Here is a 22,224-nt window from a genome sequence, read left to right as displayed (position 1 = left end):
ACACGCGCCGTTTAGCGGCTCTATGTGTGCTAAGTTTTTATTCACACTCCCCAGAATTGATGTAGTTATCATCAGTGAATCCAGCACCAATACCAGCCTGTGTCTGGACAAAAGAGTATGATCTTTTTTATCAATACCCGCGCACTCGAAGGACTTTAACTTACTCAAAACTCTTGTTCTTTGGGAATGCCGATTTTCATTTACTGCCTCTGATAATTTTTTGTTTAACTTTAGTCTGCCAATTTCAAGCTTGCTACTGATTTATTACAGATAGCTGTATTATCTTAGTCAATCTGTGTTCAGAGTTTCTCAATTAAATCTGAGTAGTGCAAACTCTTACCTTCGACCATCCCTCAGTATTTAGACAATATATAAAGAAGAGTAACAATTTATTAAATCGGTAAAAATAGTGCCTCCACTACTCTCGATAATTAGGATTTTTTTATTGGGGCTTACGCCTTTTCCCAGATCGCAACTAAGGGAATTGATAAACAATTCTTCGGTATGAAGACTAGCCAAATTTCCTGATATAGCACCAAAAATCGCATATCCCTTTGTGAAAATTCCCAATGCAAGTAAGCTCAAAATTTCATTCGCAGGTCGGGAATGGGTAATCGCCGCAGGGATGCTGTGACAGTCGTCTAATACCTTTTGTACATTTGTGCTTTTGTTTAAGCGCGGTTAAGTATACAATCCTGAAAATAAACAAAACTGTCAAAGCTATGCACATTAGTATTGCAGACGGACTCAAGAAACGATTTCATGCAGCTTGCGCTTTGCGAGGGTTGAAGATGAGCCAAGTTGTGGCAGAGCTAATCGAGCAATGGTTAACAGCTAACGATGCTCTTACATCTACCAAATTGAAAAGATGAGTCGATAGCTACTGCCAATTCCAACGGCACAGCTTTGTTATAGGTGCAACTATAAAACTTTATTCTTGTAAGTACTTATATGCTATCTGATGAGCAACGGCGTAGATTGTCAGAAGAAAAAAACTCACTTCAAAAAGCGTGGGATACCACAAGTCAAAAATTGACGCAAATACGCACAGCCCTGGCTATTGAAACTGACCCGTCAACTAAATTTAAGTATGAAAAGCAGATTCAAGAAGAGGAAAAGACGCTAAGAGAGCTTGAAGATAGGTTAAATGAAATTGAAGAGCAATTAGAGTCTGCACCATCTATAAAGTTAGGAAGTAAACAAAGTAAATCATTATCAGACATTCCTGTTACTGGTTTTGAGGCATCAGAAGTAGACGCAGATTACACTACATTACGCGACTTGTTGTCAACCAAGAAATTTAAGGAAGCTGACGAAGAAACTTTTAGAATAATGTTATGGGCTGCTAGAAAAGAAACCAAAGGTAGCTTAGAAAAAAGGGATATCTTAAAATTCCCTTGTCGTGACTTGCATACCATCGACCAACTTTGGTTAGCAAGCAGTGGTGGTAAGTTTGGATTAAGTGTTCAAAAACAAATTTATTTAGACATTTATAAAAATGACCAAAGAGCCTTTACTGACAAAACTGGCGAAAAACTTTGGGAGTTTGCCGAACGTGTGGAATGGATAACCGGGAGTGGTCGTGGCGAACAACCGATCTATGACCTCCGCGCGACAATCGGTCACTTACCTCAAAAATATCTTATCAAGTATATCTTAAAAATATTTTTTTGTGAAGAAAGGGAAAAAGAAAGAGGAAAGAAAAAAGAAGAGGATATATTTTATCCCGATACATTTGATATTTTAATGGAGATAGAAAAAGCCCAATGTATAGATATTGTAAATGCAATTTTCTTTCGCATTCAATGTCAACCATAACACATAAAAGGTTCAGCCTTTTCTAAACATTTATTATTTAAAGTATTTTCTACTAATTCATAGGCATTTCAGTAATTCCAATACCTGGCACCGTCGTCAAACAACCGCATCGCTATCTTCGGGTCATAACAATTAGCCACCACAAACTGTTCAGCCACTTCACAGACAGGCGAATCTTGAATTTCCCATTCCACCCAAGGTAATCGCATCTGCCCTGGCGATGTCTTTTTACTTTTATGCTTAACAACTTTGGGCAGCAATTTACTTCCCCAGTGATAGCTTTTATCTGGTTTAGGTTGAGGCTTGTACCTCTTGCAAAAACCCCGATATTTAGCCGCGCATTCTGACAACGATTTACCCAAAGATAAAAATGCTGGATGCCATTGAGTTAGTCCATCATCAGTTAGCCGATCGTAAGTCCTATAATTACTAAAATCATAGAAAAATCCCTGCTGCATTCCTGTGGTTTTTGGGTTAGCGTGAATGTACCGCAGAGTTGACAATATTGGGAAATTGCAAGAATTGACGAATAAGCCAATACCCACCGCACAGAGCCAAAAATCTCTAATAGCATGAAATAATTCATATCCAGTTTAAAGAATTAATGCCCGTTATTCCCAATTTGGGAATTTATGCAATTATCACGAGTCATGACTTGGCTCATCTCTACCAATACCTAATTCTCGTAACTTTGACTTGACATCGGACAAAGCCATCCCGCAGTAGTAATATCTTTTATTCCTAAGATCAGCTAGAGTATGTCGTCCCATTCTTGGGAATAATAAACCTATGGACTTGCAAAGCTAAAAAATGCTTGACACCAATAGCTCAATTTCTGTTACTTCTGTTGATTACTCCAAGCTACAGGAATTGTTGGAGGCTGGTAATTGGGCAGAAGCGGACAATCAAACTTTCTTCATTTTGTTTAAACTAGCAGGTCTCGAAAACTGCTATAAGCTAGATGTAGAACATATTCAGAAAATATCTGAATCAGACCTAAAGGCAATTGATCAGCTATGGGTAAATTACAGCAATGGTAACTTTGGTTTTAGCGTGCAAAAAAGTTTGTACAACCAAAGCCTAAATATGTTTTGCGTGACAGTTGGATGGGTAGGTGTAGAACCTCGTTATTATGCCTCTCAAGGAAGCTTTTATTTTACAATCTCTTATGACATTACAGATATCACAGCGCCAAAAGGACACTTACCTGCATGTATATTAAGGTCTGCTCTAAAGAATAGTCCACTTCAATATGGGAAATGCAGTTGGGGCCGAAGTCCAGTGGGTGGAGATAAAAGAATAGATGCTGAATCATATTTTGATCAGTGGTGTGAAACTCAATTAGATGTTTTACAACATATTCACTTTCGTTTTTGGGAAAAAGCCCAATGAGGCTAAACCGCTTGGTGTTGCTGTATAGTCGGCTGATCCAAGTTCATGAGTTTTGAAGAATACTGAACATCCTTTCCTCTAAATGAACTTGATTAACCGGACATTTCTGCATTACCCCAGGTGTGCCAGACCTTGACTGTGGAGAAATCCCCTACCGCATTCCTTAGAGTTGTTGGCAATGACCCTCATGGTTTTGACAGGGATGGCGATGGCATTGGGTGCTGTCAATTTGAAGGCGATTATTTCACCCTGAACCTTAATAATCAGGTGTAATTTTAAACCAAAATACCAGCCGACAGAATTCTGCTTTTATTCATGTATTTTTGTAAATAAATGACAGGTTTTGCGTAAAACTCATGCGTTTCAACTGACCACTAGGCAGGGTTATTTTGATTTCTAGTAATCTAATTTACTGATAACTGGTACAGAATAACTATTGTTCAGGAACTAGAGCTTCAGGTAGAAGAATACAATGTCCAAGATCAATGGTTGCTGGTGCTGGTTTTTCGGGTTAGCGATTTTGATGAATAGTACGTTGACGCCTATCTCTATCCTTGCTCAAGAAGTTAATTTAGAAGACGCGAAAGCTCGTACCAATTCTAGCTTCAGACGAGAAATCAATAAACCTAATATATTTAGAGTCTATCCGTTATTACAATTTGACAATCCTTGGAAGTTTATAGATAGAACAGCGTGGTTCGTACTCGATCAGGGGTGTTCTGGTTTCCCTTTACTCATCATCACAGGGCGTGGCGGAATACCACCCAGTCCCACCGAACCTTTAATTGGTGATGCGATAATAATTAATTGGATAACGCTTGAGACAAAGGATGAAAATCGGGCTGACAATACTCATAACAAAAGAGCAGAGTCGCAAACAAACACTGGAAATAATTTTTTACAAAAGGTCAATCCTGTCAATCCCCCTACTCAAATTGTGGAAGCCCAGGGGTGGGTAGTGGATGCCAATCGCAATGTGTTTCTGGTTGCTCAAACACCAACTGTGAATCTCCATAGTCCCTTATTCACCCCTGTAACTTGTCTTAAACCTAAACAAAGATAAAGATGCTTCTTCCTGCTTTAGTTACTAGAAGCCAAGAACTGCGATCTCTTTCCCGTTTCGGGAAAAGCGTGCCTTGGTATAGGCTCATTCCTTGCCGAAACAAAGCTTACGCCGATATAGCACCCCTTAGCACTCTGCAAAAATGCGGCACTCTTCTTCCAGGCGCTACGAAACCTCTCCCCAAACAAGAGCGATCGTCCAAAACAAGTAACTGAAGGGTAGAACCTAATTTAAAAATCATCTAGGCCCATGCAGCTGGATAATGTTGTTGGTATTGGAAACCGCCATTCTCGATACCGCAATCCTTGGTGGGGTCATGAGCAAAGATACAGAATCCGTTGACTTAGTTATAGTCAAAAAATTAGAAAGTTCTCTCAGTGCGAAGATTGAGGCATACTTTGCTGGCTCCATTGACTCTGACCCCGACGTATTAGAGGAATTGCTGAAATCTAAAAACAGTGAGGGAACCCGTAAAGCTTACCGCAAAGATATCAATGATTTTTTTACGCGCATGACTGGGCTTGCACCAGGGCGTGATTCTATCTTGGAGTTTTTACACCTGTCAGGTCACAAGGCTACCCTGGTAGTTACTAAATATAGAGCCATACTCAATGAAGCTGGACTAGCACCTAACACGATTAACCGCCGACTGGCTGCAATTAAATCTCTAGTTGCTTTTGGCCGAAAGCTGGGTGTGTGCAACTATGCTGTGGATGTTGACAGTATTCCAGTGCAGTCCTACCGCGACACTAGCGGTGTAACTGAGCAGGAATTTTTGAGCGTGATCCGGCAGTGCGATCGCTCGACTTTAGCAGGTAAGCGGGACTATGCTTTGCTGCTGCTACTGTGGGGCAATGCTTTGAGGCGAAATGAGATTAGCACCTTGGACTTGAGACATTTTGTATGTTCTAAGGGGACGCTATCAATTTTGGGTAAGGGCAAGCAAGTACGAATAATAATTAACCTGCCAAAAGTCACGGTCATTGCGATTACTGACTGGCTGATTGCCCGTGGTGGGGATATGTCTTCATCGCGTCCGTTATTTACCTCGGTGGATTTCCAAAATTATGGTAACAGGTTAACCGGGGATGGCATTTATAAAATAGTTAAACGCTTGTTTAAACGGGCTGGTGTTGAAAAGCACATGAGTCCGCATCGTTGCCGCCACAGTGCCATCACTGCTGTACTTGAAAAGACTGATGGCAATGTGCGGAAAGCCCAGAAACTCAGTAGACACGCTAAATTAAATACGCTCCAAATTTACGACGATAACCGCAATCGCGATCAACTGGAGATGTCTGAGTTATTGATGGATGGGTTGGACTGAATCGGTTGCTAGACTATTGGTGAAGCGGACGGTGGCGGCAGCAGAATTCGAGAATGCCATGAATGTTTCAGCGCACTGGTTTAGCCACAGTCATGCTACTCACGCTTTATATAAAGGTACGCCCAGGTAGTAAATTTTGGTTGCTAATTAGGAAGCTCTATTGAAATTGCTGCTGCAATCGGGACACTTCTTCGATAAGACAAGCGCGGAACTTAGCAGCAAGTTGGCTCAATAGGTGGGCAAGCGCAAGTCTTCATGAACTACCCATTTTACCGCATCTATGAAACTCATGAATCTCAGTTACAAATAATATGTGCTTCCTCCAACACATCTGATACCCAAAACAAATACATGGAGGAAACCTGTTGTTGAACTACATTTAAGCGACTTGCCCACTCAGATATTTCCCTTAGAGTCATGACTACTTCGATCCTTCCATCTCTACTACAATCAGCCCTTGGCAAAATCTGTTCATGTAATTCTACGAATACCTGCATTGCTGCAATCAAATGTGTTCGGTTGGTTTGTTCCAGAGACGATAGCTCATTAAAATAACTGCTAATTTCAGCTTCCACATCTAACACTGCCTGAAAAGTTTCACCTAGTAGCATTGTGCATTGTTGAATGTACTGCTGAAGCAGATCACGTCCCTGTTCATCTAGTTCCAGGAATCTTTCAAAATCTTGTATATGCGAAGCCATAAGTGACAATTGAAAAATTAGCCCCATCAGCTTTTGTGCAACTATTAATCGTGGATGATTCCAGGTAGAAAGCGCCAATTGAGAAAAAGCATCAGATGGAATAGCAATTGTTACAAAATTCCACTGATTAAACTCCCGATTTGGATCTACTGAAAACAGGATTGAGGAGAATCGCCAAGCTGTTGCATCTAGAGATTTACCCCTGACTAAAGGCACAATCACAATGTTTGACCATGTGAAATCAATAGCGTAACGTCGTAGCTCATTATTGTGAACTGAATTAATCGCCCGTTGAATTGCAATCACTACAGCTTCAACATTTCCATAAACCTCAAAGGTATTCTCTCCATCAATCTTTAGCCAGAGCGATTGCTCTTCTTCCCATTGCACATTCTCCGAGAGGATACTAACTTGTACACTGTCTGAGGAAATTGCTTGGAGTTCCCTCCTAATACTTTTTCTGATTTCCCTCACTTTGTTATTGAACTGTTGCATACAGTCCTGGCTGGCATTCTGAAACCGTCGATTTGGATAAAAGGCAAAGAAATACCACAAATACCATATTGAATTGAATGTTTCTCGCTCCAGACACTCTAGCTTATTTAGCTCATCGCTATCAAAAAACTGAGATAGGAGTCTTCTAAACTCTTCTTGTAACTTGGGGAGGGATTTCCAAGCAGCCGCTAAATTCAACACAGAGAGATGCGCCTGTTGCCTTAAATCTATATTAGCAATCTGAGCAATTTCTTGAACTTTAGCATTTTCACCATTTTTGAAATAAGGATGAAAATTTAACACCGATTCAGCTTGCCCGAAGAAATTAGATAATGTACGAATATATTCATTAAATGCTTTGATGTAAGTGTTATATTTTTCGAGGGCTAAATTTTGGCTTTGATAATGATTGTTCTGATTTGATTCAGCAGTACGCTCAATATTCTCAGTAATAAAACCCCACTCGTCAAAGGCACAGCGAGGCAACCAAGGAGAGAATTGAAGAAGCCTCTTACCTTGCTCCCATAAATCAGATTTTACAGACTTACCGAGGATTAGGGTCATCTGTTGGTTTTTAAAGTAAATTTCTAATCCTCGACTCAGTTGTTGTAAGATTTGCAAGTTTATTCGACGCAACTCTACGACAGTTTGAACATAAGCTTCCCATGTGTCAGGTCGTAAATCCTGCTCTCCCAATGCCTTAAACATGGAGTTAACTGAAACAAGCCACTGGAGTGGAAAATTAGATATGGGAATATTCCTCTCAGTTTCATCGTGCAATTCGGCATTAATCCAAATCAAATGTCCGTACCCTCGACTACCATATCGTTCACGATCTGGGAAAAAACGTCTGAGCAACCCCAGTCGCTCCATTGAGGCATTCAAAAATTCTCTTTGGATATCTTTTTGATTAGCCTGAGCTTCAGAAAGGGAAACATTAGGTTGAAACAGTTCAACGACAAAGTGCGCCCGAAGATTTTTCCCATCATCTTCCCATGCGACTGTTCGAGTTTCCTGCCGGAATCGACTAAGCAACTTTGCGTAATTTGTATTCAGCCAAGAGCGATAAGCTGCCTCATCACCGTAGAACAATCCCACTGCTACATCTGCCAGAATTTCTAGAGGTAAAGTCTCGACGGCAGCATCAAGATCAACGGGAATCAGCCAATCGGAAATGGGCAAAGGTATTTGCAATCGTCCGACCCAGAACAAAACTTCCGCCATCCCCGTCCAATCCAACTCAAACTGAGGAGGCATAGGTTCATAATATAGGTGCGAAAACCATGCGATAACACGAGTAAATATCTGGCTTTTATCTATTTGACGACTTCGGAGAGAGGCTATATGTGCTAGTCCATCTTCAGGTAGCAAATCAGATAAATTCGATACCCATTTATCAGCTACACCTGGACTAGCATCCGCGATATCAAAATTAAGTACTATTGCCCATCCATGATTAACCTTTGCGTATGCGTCTAAAATTAATTGCCCATTGGCTTCAACATATTCTTTAACACCAAGCCAAATTAAGGCGCGTGTAACACCAGCGATCGCAATCCATTGTCTAGGTTGATAGCTATCAAGGGTAGACAACAGATATTCTAGTTCAAGCCGATGACGTGAAAAAGCATAAAGTAGGAAACTGCCTACATCTTGTTCAAAGATAAAGGACAAACAGCTACTTGCACTGTCAGCCCAAGGATAAAACGTTGAATCTGTGAGAAGATCAGCCAAAATTGTTGAGCGAATGGGGTGCAAACCTCCTACTAAAGTTCCATTTTCACTGGTTCTCAACAAGTATTCTTCCTCTAGCAGTTCTAAAGTTCGCTGAGGTGAAGGCAACTGGAGAAAACGCACCAATTCTCTAAGCTTTAAACGAGCTTCAAATGCTGAAGCTACCGAAACAAGTCTAAGTAATTCAAGTTCAGCATCAGAACATTGTCCGGCTCTTACTTCATCTTGAATTCGTCTGATTTGTTGCTGCAATCGTTCCCTTAGAGAATTTCCTTGAGTTACGAGGTAGACAAATTCCATTAATGGGCCTCTACCACCAAACCGACTCCAGGCATCATCAAAATCTAGAAACTGATCTGGTGTCTCTGTTTCGACCAGAAATTGGTAAATTTCTTCTGCTTCTGGTCGATCAAACTGTAGTTCGACCTCAGCGAACTGAATTTCTGCGCCAGATATACTAGCTCGACGGAAGTCTTCTTCCCGAACTGTGACTAAAATTTGGATATTTTTGTTTGATACTAGTTGTTTAACAAGCTCGTCCCAACCTATATCGCTTGGTGAAACATCTAAGTAGACAGCTAGCGGTACTCCAATTGCCTTTGCTTGTCCCGAAAGTGCGGTGGCTATGTTTATAGCTTGTTGACGGTTCTCAATAAGTCGCACCTGAAAACGCCATTGTTCTGGAAAGAAATCATGCAAATACCGATATGCAATGGTTGTTTTCCCTTGCCCAGAAGCCCCATGAACAATAACAACCTGGTTCTCCTTAAACTTTTGGGCAATCTCATTGAGTTTGCTAGTACGAGGTTTATCAACACCCGCAAGGATATGATCATATCGTGCTGAAATTCCACGATAGAACTCATCCGACAATTTTTCCCTAGTCTGAGCGTCTACCTCATCATTTTCGATTGGAACAATTGATCTAAACCACTCACCATGATGGGCATTTCGTTCAGCAATAAATCGTCCAACATCATTGATCCGTTGAATAACGTCATTCTGAGTGATTTTGCATTTGTTCTCTGCACAGAGATATAACCAGAAATTGAGCATCTCAAATGCAGGAATTGGATCTATCCCAGTACACAAATATTGGAGAGTAGTAAAGACTCTCTCTTTTAGTTCTGACTCTACAACTGGAATGATCTGCAATTGATTGAGCAACCTTCGAGCATCTGCTTCGGATAAAAACTTATACTCAGATATTTTCTGCGCGACTCTCTGTCTTTCTCGTCCTTCTTCCTGCGTAGCTTGGAGCAATTCAGTTCCAATGTCCCCAAAAGTTGCTATTTTAATTTTTATCTCAGGATAAGTATCGAGCAAGCTGTTCGCTCTGTAGAGAAAAGAATCAATCTTGTCTGGAGAAAGCAATGAGAGGCTTAAATTAGCACTATACGCCTTAACTTGAACAGTTTCCAGTAAATGATTATTTGTATCCCAAATAGCAATATCTTCTACACCTTCAGGTTGAAATATTAAATTTGTTCTCTCATTAGCTTCAAGGATACTAGCAAGAGTGTATAAGGTTTGGAGTCGATAGCCACGATAAGCTGGTGTTGCATCAGACATAGATGAATTTAGAAGTATGTATACTCTGCTCTACCACAACTTTAAAACTAGTGGCATTACAACAGTATTATTGTACTGAACCATAATCTGGAACTTGCCCAAGGCATTCGAGCCACCCGATTTTTCCCAGTTGCTAGCTTGGGTGTTGGGCTAATATGCATTAATTTGCTTTTTCACTAAAATAAGTTAAGTAATTAAGTAAATCATTAACTCACTAATCTGGCTAATCGCACTGAGAGGAAAAAAGCTGAAATTCCAAAATCCTTATAGAGCAAGCATTTGAGTAAATTGAGTTAGAATAATAAGTTACTCAATTACTTAACTCAATTACTTATTATCTAGCTCAAAACGGGAAAAGGTAGCTGTTGCTTACTGCTACAGAATACCAAGCTATCATCCATGAGAGGCTTTGGTATTCCATAGTTAAAATTAGAAGCTGTTATATCTGAGAAATTAGTTCCGGCCAATTTTTCTGAATATATTCACAAAGCTGGTCATAACTTTTGTGCTTGAGATAGGGCAAGTCATAAGACTTAACTCCCTGACTCTTAGCATATTCTAGAATGATGGCAATGAGACGGTTACAACCTTTCTCCGCACGTTCAGCCTTTGCTTGGCGGGACTCTGCTTCTGCCTTTTCTTTTTGGATCTGGGGACTAAGCTGGATTACCTCCTTATACATAGTTGCAATTAAGCCTTCTAAGGCAAGCAACCTGGACAGCAATGGCAGGATATCTGGTTGCAACTGATGCTTACTTGAGTTACCATTGTTTAGACTAAGAGTCATAATTTTTTTTCTCGTTATGTTGATTGACGGTCTAAAGTCAGTGAGACAGACCGTTGATAGCTAACCAAGCTAGAAAATTTTGAAAATTCTAAAAAGACGCTATCTGGACTAGTACTCCAGGTGGCGTTTTTTTATTGTTTTGCAGTCTAGCTTGAGATATGGTAGCAACCCTTCTCAAAGATGTCAATGAAGCATAGTCATATTTCAGCAATTGCAGTATAGTTATATTGCAGTATAATTCAAATCTATGTCTAATCCTGTTTTGCATCTCAAAGAGTTGGTGCAAATATATCAAGGAGTTACGCTTAACCGTTATCAAGACGATCAGGGTTCACAAGAACGCATTATCAACTCGCGGAATCTTGAGCAAATATATATTGGCGGTGAATTAAGCACGGTTCAAATTAACGCATCCAGTCTCTCTCAGCACAGATTGCACACTGGTGACGTAGTTATTACAATTCGAGGAACCCCCCTTAAGGCATCAGTCGTAACAGATGAAGTACAAGGGTTCTTACCAAATCAAAACTTAGCAATTTTACGTCCAAAAGTAGAAAATCTTGATCCAGTGTTTTTAGCTGTGTTGATGCGTTCAAAATGGTTGGAACAGCATCTTGTCACCTTATACAGTCAATCTATCGGAACTCAGCTGTTAAAAATTTCCCAATTGCGCGACCTGGAAATACCATTACCTAATCTAATTACACAAAATAAATTAGTCCAACTCTTTTTAGCTGCTGAACGTTATACCCAAAAAACGTTAGAGATACTAGAAGTACGGAATAGCTTGACTCAATTAACTTTTACTCAAATCTTAGAAGGAGAGCAATGATAACTTTAAATGAGTTGGAGAGAGAACTTTGGAGAGCCGCCGATATTCTACGCGGTCATTTTAGTGCAAGTGATTATAACAAATATCTATTTAGGCTCTTGCTTCTGAAGCATTTCTCTGATGTTTTTGAGGAAGAGCTTGAAGCAATTGAACGGAAAAAAGGTAATCGAGATGTAACAGGGAGCATACCAAAACAATACTTCCATGTATTTGTGCCTGAGCGTTCTCGTTGGAGTTACTTGCAGCATTTTGAGGGAAATATTGGTAATGCACTTAATATAGCATTTCAAAATATCGAACATGAAAACCCATATCTGGAGAGCCTTTTTACTAGTATTGAGTTTGAAAATAAACATAATTATTTTGCTTCTAGAGAGAATGACAAGATACTACGTCACTTAATTGAGCATTTCTCGCATCTCAATCTTGCGTACAGCAACCTTGCGGAACCAGATATATTGGGAAAAGCCTGTGAATTCCTTATTGAAAAATTTGCAGTTAATTCTGGAAAACGCGGTGGAGAGTTTTATACCCCAAATAAGATAGCAGAATTGTTGGTTAATCTGTTGGGAGTAGAAAGGGGAATGAAAATTTGTGATCCTGTCTGCGGAGTTGGTGGATTTCTGGTCGCATCTGTTAATTATATAAAACAGGTGGGATTAAATATAAAAGATGTATCCTTCTATGGACAAGAAAAAAACTTAGAAACTTGGGTCATTGCAAAAATAAATTTGCTATCGCATGGCATCTTTGATTTTGATATCCGATTAGGAGACACAATCCGCAATCCTCAGCTATTACAGGACAACAAATTAATGCTTTTTGATAGGGTGATTGCTGCCCCACCGTTTAATCTTAATAATTGGGGTTATGAGAAAGATGGCTTTGAGTTTTATCATCGGTTTCAATATGGAGAACCGCCAAAAAGCAGTGGAGATTTTGCTTTTATTCAGCACATATTAGCTACATTAAAAGACACTGGTAAAGCCGCAGTAATAGTAGCAAGTGGGATATTATTTCGTGGAGGAAAAGAAGGTTTAATTCGCCAAAGAATTCTTAAATACGATTTAATTGAAGGAGTTATTAGCCTTGCACCCAATTTATTATATAACACTAGCATTCCGGTTGCTATCTTAATTTTTAATCCAAATAAATCAGAAAAACGTAAAAATAAAGTTTTATTCATTGATGCTAGTAGCAAATATCAAAAGATTGGGAAGCAAAATTATTTACAATCAGAAGATATCACCTGTATAGTCACGAGCTATCAAGCTTTTTCAGATGAAGAAGGGTTTGCTAAGGTCGCGTCTCTTGAAGAGATAGAAGACAATGACTATATCCTTAACATCAACCGCTATGTGCTAACTCCCAAAACCGAAAAGGACAAAATTGATATTGAGGCAGAAATTATTAAGCTGCGTCAATTAGAGGCTGCACGTACTGAAGCGGAGAATGAAATGAATGAATATCTGCGTGAACTGGGAGTAAAATTATGAGTCAATTTGGTAGCAAGCGCGATCGCCATCAAACCTCACGCAGCCCAATCTCAACACAGTAGTTCTGCCTGTTGCAATACCGTTACCATCGCCTTCTCCTGCTTGTCTGGAGGATAGCCATATTTCCGCAGCAGGTGCTTGACTAACCTTCGCAGATTCGCTTTGACACTTTCTTTTACAGTCCAATCAATCGTGACATTACGGCGGATTGTCTCTACTAAGTCACGAGCGATCGCTTGGAGTGTTTTATCCCCTAATGCTTGCACAGAACTATCAATTAAATCCAGGGCATCATAAAAATCTAATTCATCCTCAGTTGAGTGCAAGTATTAACAGAGGATGAATTAGCTTTACAGATTTATTTTGAACTAATTATAGTTTGACTAAATGGGAATGCAATCTACCATTTAAATTCCTAAACGTTTGCATTCGCTATCCATTAATTGATCGTAGATAGCCAGTTGTGAGTGAATCGATTCGTACAACTTGGCTAAATCTTCGGGGTCGCGTTCGTACTTGTTGACCATTTTCTCAAACCATTGAAAACTATCTTCGTCACTACGTCCAATTTTAGTGTCCATAAGAACACCCCAAAGGCATTCAGTTCCCGTGCCGGGTATAAATCCCATTGAAACTGCCTCTTGTTCTGCAACAAGGTTGTACCGTTGGATGATTTTGCGGTTGAGAGTTTTTTGTTCTGGTGTCATGAGTTTCGGGTCAAATCCATACTTATGTTTGCGTTTCTTCTTACGAGGTTTTGTCATATTTAGTCCTTAATTTTTGAGATATGCAACCATTGTATAGTACGTTTGTTCTATATGCAAAAAACTTATTTTTCGATAATTAACTTATGCGCGATCGCGCATAGCGTTTCTGTTTGCGCCATCTTCGCCTTCATCATCCGATCTATTCAAGGAAATCTTATGAACTCAGGTGAAAAGGAAGGTTATAAAGAAAGCAGGAAATAAAGCAAATTGCAATTTGAACAAGGAGCGACATACAAACCATTATGTTGATTCTGCGCGATTACCAACAAGATTTAGTTTCAAAAACTTTTACTGCTTGGTCTTGTGGAATTAGAAAAGTATTATTGCAACTGAGTACGGGTGGCGGCAAGACTATTATCTTTGCTGCAATCGCATCTGAATTTATAGCCCAAGGCGAAGGTGTGTTGGTAGTCGCGCACAGGGAAGAATTAATTCTCCAGGCCAGCGAGAAACTGACGGCAGCCACAAGAGTGGAACCAGGAATCATCAAAGCAGGATACAAGCCTTCCTATTCCTTAATTCAAGTAGCCAGTATCCAAACTCTTTTTCGTCGCCAAACTTACCCAATAGCGAAGCTTGTCATTATCGACGAAGCTCACCATTCTTCAGCTAACAGTTACCGCAAATTGTTGGATGCTTATCCAGATGCACTTATTTTGGGATTGACAGCTACACCAAGACGTGAAGATGGTTACGGACTGCGAGATATTTTCGACCACCTGATTTGCTCAATTAAGACCAAAGAATTAATAGCCCTTGGATATTTGACAAATTATAAGTTAATAGCTGGCTTTAAATATAACAAACACAAAGTCCCTAAAAAACGTGACTTCACCAGAAAAGAGTTAGAAGAAGTTGCTTCTGATTACAAACCGTCTGAGGTGTTAAAGCAATGGAAAAAATTTTGTGCTGGTCAAAAGACAATTATTTTTGCGGTCAACGTGAAGCACTCTCAAGAGATCGCAGCAGTATTTTGTACAGATGGCATCACCTGTGAGCATCTTGATGGAGATACACCACACTCTGAGCGCAAATCAATTTTAGATAGATTTCGTAATGGTCAGACGCAGGTGATTAGCAATTGTGCAATTCTGACTGAGGGATTTGATTGTCCTGACTCCGGGGCTGCGGTGATTGCTCGTCCCACCAGTAGTGTTACTCTCTGGTTGCAAATGATTGGCAGAATATTACGCCCTGCACCGCTTAAGGAATATGCAACTGTCCTAGACATGACTGATAACTGGTTTCGGCTTGGTCGTCCCTGTGACAACAGGGAATGGAGCCTTGATCCGATATCCTGCGACCCGGATAGCCTTGGGGTGAGATGCTGCCCACACTGTCACCATGTTTTCAAACCAATGCCAGCCCTAATTCGGACTAAAGAATACTTTAATTCCACCAAAGTAGAGTTTGTGACTCAATATGAGGCGGATTGTCCCAACTGCGGCGAATCTTTTAAGTGGATATTGTCAGAGGATTCTGGAATAGAAAATAGTGGAGTACCAGTGATTGTTTCTAGCAACGAGATTGAATTTAAAGAAGTTCCTGCTGAAGTCCGTCCTGTTTTGCTGCTCCCAATTATTGAAGCCAAAAAGCGCAAGTTTAGAAGCCAAGAAAAAAAGCTATTATTCTATAATGACACAATCAAAAACTGGTTTTTAAATTGCCAAGAACTAACTCTCTCGGAGCTAATTTACGCTATTCAACTACTTGAATGTTCAGAATGGGCATTTGAGTACAGCATAAAATGTTTAGTCTCCCGTGTTCGCAACGCTCCTGAATGGGAAAATGTAACCCGAATTATGTCTCTTCGTCCAGACAATGTGAAGAAAGTTATTTGGAGTAGTTTGTCTGGTTTAGAAAAAGACAGACTCAACCAAATGAAAGCACAGTATGAAAACGAAATGAAGGAATGGTTGACCGAAGAAAATCTGGTAGCAATAGCGGGTGATCTGGAAATCTGTGAAGACATTGAGATGATTTCTGATTTATGGAACATCTATAAAAAACCAGCGATTAAAGCCGCAATTGATCTGGTAAGTGCTGAGAGGCGCGGACAAATTACGCAGTGGATTACTCAGTTAGATACAGTTAGTTATTGCTGACCTAACCGAGAGGAAAGAAAATTAGAGTCGGAAATTGGAGTCATTAAACAAAGGCGGCTCTCTTTCCCCAGGCGCTCCGAAACCTCTCCAAAAATAAGAGCGATCGCTGCAAAATTTCCTGCATCAACTCTAACTCCAGATAAAATACAGTAGAAAATGCAGTAATAATTTGCAGTAATATTTTCCCGATTTGGGAATTAGCATTTATTTTATGGGGTGATACAGCCTATCTTTTGCATTCCATTCCCAACCTATGCCCCTTGGGTCACGATTACGAGTCCAACTGATAAATTCTTTACTACTCTTGTTTTCTCGCTCAGTTGCGAGGCTCGACGGTGTTAAACCTAGTCGCGGTGCTAGGTTTTCATCCGGCAATGCTTGCAGTTCAACTTGGGGCTGTTGGTATGGGTGCGCTTGTTTTCGAGGTCTAGCTTGACTGCTGTATCTATTTGATGAAATAGCCCGTTCCAATTTTTCCAGATGCTTGGAAATAACCTCTAGTTTGGTTTCCAGCTTCTTCTCCAGATGCAAAACCGATTTAGTGCTAGGCGCAATATCGATATCAGTATTGCTATCAAACCTAAAGATCAATTCCTCTAAGCCTTGCAGCAAGGCAATTGTATGCCCTTGGCGATGCAGCCGCGATAGTTCTCTGACTACTGGAATTAGGGCAGTAGGAACGCGAATCATTTCGCTGGGTGGGGTCTTGTCGTCAGCCATTTGATATCAATTTTGATAGCAATGAACTGATCATCGCACATAAAATACTATCCACCTCGCCGTGCATCCACCACACCCGTAAGCCGCATTTATTAACCGAGGCAAACGCTGCTTGGCAGATTTACAAGCCTCACCGATAGCGTAGCGTTAGCGACGCAGGAGCGTCACAGCCCGCCGGAGGCATCGCCTCATACACTGTGCAAAATATTGGTGTAGCAGGTATTTTATTATACTTTATATAATAGAGCCATTATTTTTGAATTTCCTCCAGCCTCCAGCCAACTCTAGTAAGGGAAAAAGTTATATGAAACTAATTAAGAAAGTTTTAGCAATCTGTTTTCTATTATTTGGGATTCCCTTTTCTGCTGTGATGATTCTAGAAATTATGAATCCCAAAACTCCCGCTCAAGAAAAAGAAAATGATGTTGCTGCTTTAACTATTCTTACTATTCCGTCAACCATTCTAGGAGGTTGGTTGAGTTGGTCTTTAGTGCAGCAGAACCGAAAGGAAAAAGCATTACTTATGGAATCAGAACAAAAGCGTCTTCAGTTAGTGTTCTTAGAATTAATTGAGCAAAATGCTGGCAGAATAACGGTATTGCAACTGGCGAAAAATGCTGAAATATCAACCCAGTTAGCTAAACAATATTTAGATGATAAAGCCAAGGAACTTAATGCTGCTTTTGAAGTAAATGAAGAGGGAAATGTTTTGTATCATTTCTCTTGACACCCTTTTAGGGACTTAATTAGTAATACAATTACTGAGAAAAAGCGAAATTATGATTAAATTGCGATCGCTCACACGGTATCATCCATCCAACCACACTCGCAATCCCAATGCACCCGCGCCGTCCAGTCCCGATCAAACTCAGCATTGCACCGGGGGCATCTGCCTGTAAATGTAAGAGCCTGCAATACTAATCGCTCCTCTAAAATTTCAATATCTGCGTTTTCCACTCATCCTGAAAATAAATCTCTGATGCCTCGTCAACCTCGTGAAATTAAACCGGAGTATTGCTACCACATTACCACCCGTTGCAATAACCGCGAATTTAAATTGAGCCTGAGTGAATGCCGGGAGGTGTTTCTCTACGTGTTACGGCTTGCAAGGCGCAACAGCTAAATACTTTGTTCATTTAGGGTTTTTGATATTCTGACAAATTTGCCGTTCTTGATTACTAAGATTAGCCTGAGGATTATTAAGGTAATCTATTACCCAATTGCACCCTTTCGCTATTAATTCATCAAATCCTTGGACTTGCCACAAGTCAGCAGATTTCCCAAAGGTAAATAACTGTTTACTATCTTGGCTAAACTCCAATTCTAAGTTTGATTGAATAACTCCGCCTGTAGGATAAGTTAATTCAGTTAATTTATTTCCTGATATATCCCAAAGAACGATCAGACCGCTTATGCTTTCAATAGTTGCTATTAAATTGCCGTCTGGACTAAATTTAAGAATTTCTATTCCATCTCCTGTGTAAGTATACAAATTAGATAGTTTTGCAATTTCATTGCCATTTAAATCCCATAAACTTGCATTTCCGTTTACTCCAACAGTAGCGATTAAATTACTATCCGGACTAAATATTATTTTTTTGGCTCTTAACGTCGGCTGTCCAGGTAATTTTGCTATTGCATCTACACTATTATTTGATAAATCCCAGACTAAAGTAGAGCCATAAGAACCAGAAGCTGCTATTTTTTTTCCGTTATTACTAAAAGCTATTGCTGTTACACTATATATTCCTTTCAATTTATTTTTCTGATTTCCTTCATAATCCCATAAAGTTATAGTTGAATCGGAAGAGCCAGTAGCTATTATTTTATCTATGGGACTAAAAGCAGCAACTGATGAAGTAGTACATTTATCAACATGTCCTTTACTACGAGTAGATAGTATTTTTATTTTATCAATTTTTTGAGGATTATTTTTATATAAAACCACACTCCCATCGATACCAATAGTAACAAATTTCGTATTATCTGGGCTAAAAATAACACGGCATACTAAACTATTTTCTCTTGGAAATTCAGCTAATTTTTCTCCAGATAAATTCCATATAGTTGTACCCTGACTTGTAGAAATAGCAGCTTGGTTGCTTTCAGAGTTAAAAGTTATATTAAATACAAGTCCTTTAGAAGTAAAAAATTCTTTTTGTATCTTTCCTGAAAGGTTCGATAGACGGATTATTCCATTGGTATCAGCAGCAGCAATTAACTTTCTATTAGGGCTAACAGTAACTTTGAAGCTAGGAACAAAGTTTAGTTCGGTGAATGATTTGATTTGCTTACTAGACAAATCCCATAAACTAACTTGACCATTACCTTCTCCGGTGACTGCCAATTCATCGTTAGGACTAAAACAAATATCATTCACTTCGCTTGTTGTTTTTAATTCTTTTATTTTTCTAAACCTCATATTTTCATTCATAAATATCGGAGATAAACCCCATAAACTTAAACTTTGTTCTCCCGATGTGATTAGTGTATTCTTGTTAGAATCAAAGTAAGCATCTTTTATTAGATTGCCATTTGGTAGTAATGCGTTTATGGTTCCAGTTAAAGATTCAATGCTAATAGTTGTATCTGGTTTTATTTTTACCCTTTTATGACAACTAAAATTGACATTTTCAGCATTATTTTGAACTAATTTTCCAGATAAGTCCCAATTTTTTACTATATCATTTTCATCCAAGGGTTCTATATTACCCATCCCTCCACTATCGAAGTCGATAAATTTACCTTGTCCAACTGTTTTTATTAGTTTCCCATCTGAACTAAAATATAGCTCTTTTATTTTTCTTTCATTAGCTTGCCATCGGTTACGTTCTTTGATGGAGTAGAGAATTTTGAGTAAAGTTTTTGTAATTTTATTTTCAAGATTGTTTCTAGTATCTTGTTTTAAGAGAAAAGTTTTTTTAAGCTTTTTACCAGCGGATAAACCTTGTATTAAAGCATCAAGGTCTTGGTTTGACAGCAGAAGAGTTTCAGCATTAGCTTGAAGAGCAAGAATTTCATTGATTTGTGCTTTTTGCCACTGACTCCCACTAAAAAGTGCAATTCCTGTTATAAAAAGACCCAAAAATATAATTGCTTTAGTTAACCTTTTAGCTTGACGCTCTCTCTGTTCCTGATATATGCTTGCATCGATAAAGTTAACCTCATATTTAGTTAACCCTCCTAATTTAGTAAAGGCATTTTTAGCTTTTAAATCTATAATTTGCTCCAAGCGAATACCTTTAAGGAGTTCTTCTTTAGCCTTATTTTTATCTTTGGCTAGAATTTTAAGCCAACGCATAGTTTCGCCAGCTAACCAGTTTTTGAGGATAATCGCTTCTTTTTCTTCAACAAGCCAGCGTTTCAAATCATCCCAGGATGAGAGGATAATTTCATGGGAAAGTTCAATTGTGGCGCATTGCAGGCGCTCTTGAGTTCCACTAACTTTTAGTTGATCTTCGCTAATGTACTCATAACCACTGACTAATAAATTTTCATCAACAAACTTCTTAAGCGTCTCTTCTACCGACTTACCAACAAACTCGTTACGATAGGCGCGTCTGCTAACGGCTTTGCTTCCTGATTCTGTCTCAACAATATTGACTAATTTTAGAAAGATTTGCTTACTAGCAGTTTGTTCGTCTTGCTTCAGGCGAGAATAGATATCATTAACTCGTTTTTGCAGTGCGCCTCGAACACCTTCTAGAGCATTGTAACTAGAGGTGTTTAAGCGACGGTTTTCAATTCTGGGTTTACTATCAGTTCCTAAAGTTTTACATTCGTATTCCCATAATAAATCTAGGGTGTATTGCAATAAGGGAAGATAGCCACTTTGCCCTTCAACATCTTTGATAATCTGTTTAACTAACCCCTCTTGAAACACAACCCCATGCTTTGCAGCTGGCTGTTCAATTGCCTGTTGCAGTTGTTCAGGGTACATTTGGGTGACGAGGTGAATATTATCGTTAGCGATTGCACCTAAACTGGGGTAGAAACTAAACTGCTCTAAAAAGTCAGAACGCATCGCCAAGACAATTCTGACAGTTTTATCGCCAGAGAGGGCAACTTTGACTAAACTTTCAATAAAGTTTCTGCGTATGTCGGCATCGTAGCTACGGGTAAACAGTTGCTCAAATTGATCGACAAAAATTAGCCATTTTTGTCCGTCTTTCTTTAAGGTACTAATGACTTTAGAAAACGTATCCGCTAGCCCTTTTTTAACGAACACAACTTGAGACTCACTAAATTTATAATCTTTCTCTTCGTTCAATAAACATCGATAGAAAGATTCAAAAGGGTCTAGGTTGGGTGTGAATATAAAGTCGTAAAATTTTTCTGAGGACAATGATTTTTGCAATTCAGGAATCAAACCAGCCCGAACCAAGGACGATTTTCCGCTTCCTGAAGCCCCTAAGACTAGACTAAAACTATTCTTATTGACCGCTTTTAATAATCTGGCAATTAGAGGATCTCGACCAAAGAAATAGTCTCTATCCTTGAAATTGAAACGTTTCAGGCTTTTATAGGGCGAAAGCTTTTCGAGTTTGCCCTGGGTTACGATTTGAGCAGAGATATAGAGAATCTGGGTTTCAATATTCGTGCCAATCTGTGTGGGAGCAAAATTGATAACACTATGTTCGCCATATTGCTGAACGTTCTGTAAAACGCTGTCTTGGTCTTGGAATTGATTATCAGACATAGGTTATTTTACAGAATTAATGTTCCCCAAACTTTACCAACTAGAACAGCAACATCGGTAACAGGTTTAGCTAAAGTGATAACTCCCTCTAGCCCTTGTTTTAAAATTTCAATGGTATGTTTAACTAAACTTTTATCTGGCTCATCTTTTTGTAATTCCTGCTGTAGTTTATCGATTTCTTGTTTTGCCCCAGGTTTCAGTAAAGGATTGAGTTCGGAATTTTGGTCAATCTCTTGCTTTAATTGAACTAGAAGTCTCAATGCTTCCTGCAATTCAGGAGTTTTATTTTGAGTGGTAGGTTGCGTAAAGGTTGTGGATGACGTAGCATCTCTTCCCGCTTGAACTGGTGCAAAGTTAATACTGCTACTACCACCCCCAGACTGGTTTACGCCGCTCATGGTATTGGTTTGCTGCTGATGCTGTCCACTAGAAGCTTCAGTTGCGGGTGTGGATATTCCCAAGGCACTCGGCAGTTGTTTGAGTAATTCAGCTTTTTCTTCATTGTTAAACCCTGCCGTTAGTCTTTTTATGGTTTCTAGAGCGTTTTCTACAAGAAAGTTAGACATTTACTAGACCTCTTCAATAAAAATTTAAACTAATTTAAAATTGTTGTATATTTTTAACGATTCTATAGTTAATTCCATGTGATTTGAACTAAAAAATGAGATTTTAACTCATGATATGCTTCAGAAATGAGTATCCAGTTTATAGTTCAC

The 22,224-nt window shown here is 39.3% G+C and carries 21 protein-coding genes; 11 read left to right on the top strand and 10 right to left on the bottom strand.

Features of this window, described 5'->3' with window-relative positions; all coding sequences use genetic code 11:
• The first annotated feature begins 722 nt into the window (after nt 1-722).
• Together RRG12_RS28875 and RRG12_RS28870 are read left to right on the top strand one after the other, a co-directional pair.
• On the top strand, nt 723-872 hold the full coding sequence (locus RRG12_RS28875) for a plasmid partition protein ParG (RefSeq protein ID WP_420761551.1): 150 nt from the start codon (nt 723-725) through the stop codon (nt 870-872).
• A 79-nt stretch (nt 873-951) separates the two neighbouring features.
• Complete coding sequence (locus RRG12_RS28870; RefSeq protein ID WP_420761550.1) at nt 952-1,818, top strand: GUN4 domain-containing protein; 867 nt, start codon at nt 952-954, stop codon at nt 1,816-1,818.
• Nucleotides 1,819-1,886: 68 nt separating this feature from the next.
• On the opposite strand, the gene RRG12_RS28865 is transcribed toward RRG12_RS28870, so the two are convergent.
• The gene (locus RRG12_RS28865; RefSeq protein ID WP_420761549.1) at nt 1,887-2,321 is read right to left on the bottom strand and encodes a hypothetical protein; all 435 of its coding nucleotides are present in this window, start codon (nt 2,319-2,321) and stop codon (nt 1,887-1,889) included.
• 307 nt (nt 2,322-2,628) lie between these two features.
• On the opposite strand from RRG12_RS28865, the gene RRG12_RS28860 reads away from it, so the two are divergent.
• Nucleotides 2,629-3,210 (top strand): GUN4 domain-containing protein, encoded by a 582-nt coding sequence (locus tag RRG12_RS28860; protein WP_420761548.1) that lies wholly within the window; start codon nt 2,629-2,631, stop codon nt 3,208-3,210.
• 111 nt (nt 3,211-3,321) lie between these two features.
• On the opposite strand, the gene RRG12_RS28855 is transcribed toward RRG12_RS28860, so the two are convergent.
• Nucleotides 3,322-3,471, bottom strand: a complete 150-nt coding sequence (locus RRG12_RS28855) for a hypothetical protein (protein WP_420761578.1) — start codon at nt 3,469-3,471, stop codon at nt 3,322-3,324.
• A gap of 211 nt (nt 3,472-3,682) precedes the next feature.
• Here RRG12_RS28855 and RRG12_RS28850 point away from each other — a divergent pair, with 211 nt between their 5' ends.
• The 3 genes from RRG12_RS28850 (at nt 3,683) to RRG12_RS28840 (ending at nt 5,730) form a co-directional block, all read left to right on the top strand.
• A complete protein-coding gene (locus RRG12_RS28850; RefSeq protein WP_420761547.1) occupies nt 3,683-4,273 on the top strand; it encodes a hypothetical protein in 591 nt (196 codons plus the stop codon).
• 262 nt (nt 4,274-4,535) lie between these two features.
• On the top strand, nt 4,536-5,600 hold the full coding sequence (locus RRG12_RS28845) for a tyrosine-type recombinase/integrase (protein WP_420761546.1): 1,065 nt from the start codon (nt 4,536-4,538) through the stop codon (nt 5,598-5,600).
• Complete coding sequence (locus RRG12_RS28840) at nt 5,587-5,730, top strand: hypothetical protein (protein ID WP_420761545.1); 144 nt, start codon at nt 5,587-5,589, stop codon at nt 5,728-5,730. Before RRG12_RS28845 ends, RRG12_RS28840 begins: the two co-directional genes overlap by 14 nt.
• 166 nt (nt 5,731-5,896) lie before the next feature.
• Here the strand turns inward: RRG12_RS28840 and RRG12_RS28835 are convergent, their stop codons facing one another.
• Nucleotides 5,897-10,102 carry a hypothetical protein gene (locus tag RRG12_RS28835; RefSeq protein ID WP_420761544.1) on the bottom strand — a complete coding sequence of 1,402 codons (4,206 nt, stop codon included), beginning with the start codon at nt 10,100-10,102 and terminating at the stop codon, nt 5,897-5,899.
• Nucleotides 10,103-10,541: 439 nt separating this feature from the next.
• Nucleotides 10,542-10,889 carry a hypothetical protein gene (locus tag RRG12_RS28830; protein WP_420761543.1) on the bottom strand — a complete coding sequence of 116 codons (348 nt, stop codon included), beginning with the start codon at nt 10,887-10,889 and terminating at the stop codon, nt 10,542-10,544.
• Between the two features lie 247 nt (nt 10,890-11,136).
• On the opposite strand from RRG12_RS28830, the gene RRG12_RS28825 reads away from it, so the two are divergent.
• On the top strand, nt 11,137-11,721 hold the full coding sequence (locus RRG12_RS28825) for a restriction endonuclease subunit S (protein WP_420761542.1): 585 nt from the start codon (nt 11,137-11,139) through the stop codon (nt 11,719-11,721).
• The gene (locus RRG12_RS28820; protein WP_420761541.1) at nt 11,718-13,217 is read left to right on the top strand and encodes an N-6 DNA methylase; all 1,500 of its coding nucleotides are present in this window, start codon (nt 11,718-11,720) and stop codon (nt 13,215-13,217) included. The genes RRG12_RS28825 and RRG12_RS28820 overlap by 4 nt, the downstream gene beginning before the upstream one ends.
• A gap of 50 nt (nt 13,218-13,267) precedes the next feature.
• Here the strand turns inward: RRG12_RS28820 and RRG12_RS28815 are convergent, their stop codons facing one another.
• Both RRG12_RS28815 and RRG12_RS28810 read right to left on the bottom strand, forming a co-directional pair.
• On the bottom strand, nt 13,268-13,543 hold the full coding sequence (locus tag RRG12_RS28815; RefSeq protein WP_420761540.1) for a type I restriction enzyme endonuclease domain-containing protein: 276 nt from the start codon (nt 13,541-13,543) through the stop codon (nt 13,268-13,270).
• Nucleotides 13,544-13,624: 81 nt separating this feature from the next.
• Nucleotides 13,625-13,981 (bottom strand): hypothetical protein, encoded by a 357-nt coding sequence (locus tag RRG12_RS28810; RefSeq protein ID WP_420761539.1) that lies wholly within the window; start codon nt 13,979-13,981, stop codon nt 13,625-13,627.
• A 245-nt stretch (nt 13,982-14,226) separates the two neighbouring features.
• Between RRG12_RS28810 and RRG12_RS28805 the strand changes: the two genes are divergently transcribed.
• A complete protein-coding gene (locus RRG12_RS28805) occupies nt 14,227-16,089 on the top strand; it encodes a DEAD/DEAH box helicase (RefSeq protein WP_420761538.1) in 1,863 nt (620 codons plus the stop codon).
• Nucleotides 16,090-16,293: 204 nt separating this feature from the next.
• On the opposite strand, the gene RRG12_RS28800 is transcribed toward RRG12_RS28805, so the two are convergent.
• Nucleotides 16,294-16,809 carry a hypothetical protein gene (locus RRG12_RS28800; RefSeq protein ID WP_420761537.1) on the bottom strand — a complete coding sequence of 172 codons (516 nt, stop codon included), beginning with the start codon at nt 16,807-16,809 and terminating at the stop codon, nt 16,294-16,296.
• Between the two features lie 304 nt (nt 16,810-17,113).
• Here RRG12_RS28800 and RRG12_RS28795 point away from each other — a divergent pair, with 304 nt between their 5' ends.
• A complete protein-coding gene (locus RRG12_RS28795) occupies nt 17,114-17,536 on the top strand; it encodes a hypothetical protein (RefSeq protein WP_420761536.1) in 423 nt (140 codons plus the stop codon).
• Nucleotides 17,537-17,607: 71 nt separating this feature from the next.
• Here the strand turns inward: RRG12_RS28795 and RRG12_RS28790 are convergent, their stop codons facing one another.
• A complete protein-coding gene (locus RRG12_RS28790; RefSeq protein WP_420761535.1) occupies nt 17,608-17,766 on the bottom strand; it encodes a hypothetical protein in 159 nt (52 codons plus the stop codon).
• 22 nt (nt 17,767-17,788) lie between these two features.
• On the opposite strand from RRG12_RS28790, the gene RRG12_RS28785 reads away from it, so the two are divergent.
• The gene (locus RRG12_RS28785) at nt 17,789-17,932 is read left to right on the top strand and encodes a hypothetical protein (RefSeq protein WP_420761534.1); all 144 of its coding nucleotides are present in this window, start codon (nt 17,789-17,791) and stop codon (nt 17,930-17,932) included.
• Between the two features lie 9 nt (nt 17,933-17,941).
• On the opposite strand, the gene RRG12_RS28780 is transcribed toward RRG12_RS28785, so the two are convergent.
• Both RRG12_RS28780 and RRG12_RS28775 read right to left on the bottom strand, forming a co-directional pair.
• Nucleotides 17,942-21,508 (bottom strand): NACHT and WD repeat domain-containing protein, encoded by a 3,567-nt coding sequence (locus RRG12_RS28780; protein WP_420761533.1) that lies wholly within the window; start codon nt 21,506-21,508, stop codon nt 17,942-17,944.
• 8 nt (nt 21,509-21,516) lie between these two features.
• Nucleotides 21,517-22,074 (bottom strand): hypothetical protein, encoded by a 558-nt coding sequence (locus RRG12_RS28775; RefSeq protein ID WP_420761532.1) that lies wholly within the window; start codon nt 22,072-22,074, stop codon nt 21,517-21,519.
• Nucleotides 22,075-22,224 lie beyond the last annotated feature (150 nt).

The organism is Nostoc sp. CALU 546 (assembly GCF_048836525.1).
Note: the sequence above shows the minus strand (reverse complement) of the source record. Positions and strands in the feature narration are given on the sequence as shown.

Excerpts from the sequence above, each read along its gene's own strand:
- RRG12_RS28875 (WP_420761551.1), top strand. The coding sequence starts at position 723 with ATGCACATTAGTATTGCAGACGGACTCAAGAAACGATTTCATGCAGCT.
- RRG12_RS28870 (WP_420761550.1), top strand. The coding sequence starts at position 952 with ATGCTATCTGATGAGCAACGGCGTAGATTGTCAGAAGAAAAAAACTCA.
- RRG12_RS28860 (WP_420761548.1), top strand. The coding sequence starts at position 2,629 with ATGCTTGACACCAATAGCTCAATTTCTGTTACTTCTGTTGATTACTCC.
- RRG12_RS28850 (WP_420761547.1), top strand. The coding sequence starts at position 3,683 with ATGTCCAAGATCAATGGTTGCTGGTGCTGGTTTTTCGGGTTAGCGATT.
- RRG12_RS28845 (WP_420761546.1), top strand. The coding sequence starts at position 4,536 with ATGTTGTTGGTATTGGAAACCGCCATTCTCGATACCGCAATCCTTGGT.
- RRG12_RS28840 (WP_420761545.1), top strand. The coding sequence starts at position 5,587 with ATGGGTTGGACTGAATCGGTTGCTAGACTATTGGTGAAGCGGACGGTG.
- RRG12_RS28835 (WP_420761544.1), bottom strand. The coding sequence starts at position 10,102 with ATGTCTGATGCAACACCAGCTTATCGTGGCTATCGACTCCAAACCTTA.
- RRG12_RS28830 (WP_420761543.1), bottom strand. The coding sequence starts at position 10,889 with ATGACTCTTAGTCTAAACAATGGTAACTCAAGTAAGCATCAGTTGCAA.
- RRG12_RS28825 (WP_420761542.1), top strand. The coding sequence starts at position 11,137 with ATGTCTAATCCTGTTTTGCATCTCAAAGAGTTGGTGCAAATATATCAA.
- RRG12_RS28820 (WP_420761541.1), top strand. The coding sequence starts at position 11,718 with ATGATAACTTTAAATGAGTTGGAGAGAGAACTTTGGAGAGCCGCCGAT.
- RRG12_RS28810 (WP_420761539.1), bottom strand. The coding sequence starts at position 13,981 with ATGACAAAACCTCGTAAGAAGAAACGCAAACATAAGTATGGATTTGAC.
- RRG12_RS28805 (WP_420761538.1), top strand. The coding sequence starts at position 14,227 with ATGTTGATTCTGCGCGATTACCAACAAGATTTAGTTTCAAAAACTTTT.
- RRG12_RS28800 (WP_420761537.1), bottom strand. The coding sequence starts at position 16,809 with ATGGCTGACGACAAGACCCCACCCAGCGAAATGATTCGCGTTCCTACT.
- RRG12_RS28795 (WP_420761536.1), top strand. The coding sequence starts at position 17,114 with ATGAAACTAATTAAGAAAGTTTTAGCAATCTGTTTTCTATTATTTGGG.
- RRG12_RS28785 (WP_420761534.1), top strand. The coding sequence starts at position 17,789 with ATGCCTCGTCAACCTCGTGAAATTAAACCGGAGTATTGCTACCACATT.
- RRG12_RS28780 (WP_420761533.1), bottom strand. The coding sequence starts at position 21,508 with ATGTCTGATAATCAATTCCAAGACCAAGACAGCGTTTTACAGAACGTT.
- RRG12_RS28775 (WP_420761532.1), bottom strand. The coding sequence starts at position 22,074 with ATGTCTAACTTTCTTGTAGAAAACGCTCTAGAAACCATAAAAAGACTA.